Annotated in this window: 1 rRNA gene (cut by a window edge); it reads right to left on the reverse strand. The window is 57.2% G+C overall.

The features are described 5' to 3' along the window. Positions 1-1,287: ribosomal RNA gene (locus tag ACF08W_RS34975) — 23S ribosomal RNA — on the reverse strand (it extends 1,684 nt beyond the left edge of the window). Positions 1,288-1,338 lie beyond the last annotated feature (51 nt).

Raw genomic sequence — 1,338 nt, forward strand, 5'->3', positions numbered from 1 at the left:
GAGGCTTCATGCTGGATTGACACGACTTCGGCGGTACGCTTGAGCCCCGCTACATTGTCGGCGCGGAATCACTTGACCAGTGAGCTATTACGCACTCTTTCAAGGGTGGCTGCTTCTAAGCCAACCTCCTGGTTGTCTCTGCGACTCCACATCCTTTCCCACTTAGCGTACGCTTAGGGGCCTTAGTCGATGCTCTGGGCTGTTTCCCTCTCGACCATGGAGCTTATCCCCCACAGTCTCACTGCCGCGCTCTCACTTACCGGCATTCGGAGTTTGGCTAAGGTCAGTAACCCGGTAGGGCCCATCGCCTATCCAGTGCTCTACCTCCGGCAAGAAACACACGACGCTGCACCTAAATGCATTTCGGGGAGAACCAGCTATCACGGAGTTTGATTGGCCTTTCACCCCTAACCACAGGTCATCCCCCAGGTTTTCAACCCTGGTGGGTTCGGTCCTCCACGAAGTCTTACCTCCGCTTCAACCTGCCCATGGCTAGATCACTCCGCTTCGGGTCTAGAGCGTGCAACTCAAACGCCCTGTTCGGACTCGCTTTCGCTACGGCTTCCCCACACGGGTTAACCTCGCTACACACCGCTAACTCGCAGGCTCATTCTTCAAAAGGCACGCAGTCACGACGCACCGAGCAAGCTCGATGCGCGACGCTCCCACGGCTTGTAGGCACACGGTTTCAGGTACTATTTCACTCCGCTCCCGCGGTACTTTTCACCATTCCCTCACGGTACTATCCGCTATCGGTCACCAGGGAATATTTAGGCTTAGCGGGTGGTCCCGCCAGATTCACACGGGATTTCTCGGGCCCCGTGCTACTTGGGTGTCTCTCAAACGAGCCGTCAATGTTTCAGCTACGGGGGTCTTACCCTCTACGCCGGACCTTTCGCATGTCCTTCGCCTACATCAACGGTTTCTGACTCGTCTCACGGCCGGCAGACCGCAAAAGAGAGATCCCACAACCCCGCATGCGCAACCCCTGCCGGGTATCACACACATACGGTTTGGCCTCATCCGGTTTCGCTCGCCACTACTCCCGGAATCACGGTTGTTTTCTCTTCCTGAGGGTACTGAGATGTTTCACTTCCCCTCGTTCCCTCCACACTGCCTATGTGTTCAGCAGCGGGTGACAGCCCATGACGACTGCCGGGTTTCCCCATTCGGACACCCCCGGATCAAAGCTCGGTTGACAGCTCCCCGGGGCCTATCGTGGCCTCCCACGTCCTTCATCGGTTCCTGGTGCCAAGGCATCCACCGTGCGCCCTTAAAAACTTGGCCACAGATGCTCGCGTCCACTGTGCAGTTCTCAAACAACGACCAGCCACCCAT

Origin of the sequence: Streptomyces sp. NPDC015144, from assembly GCF_043079735.1 — a bacterium.
Lineage (GTDB): Bacteria > Actinomycetota > Actinomycetes > Streptomycetales > Streptomycetaceae > Streptomyces.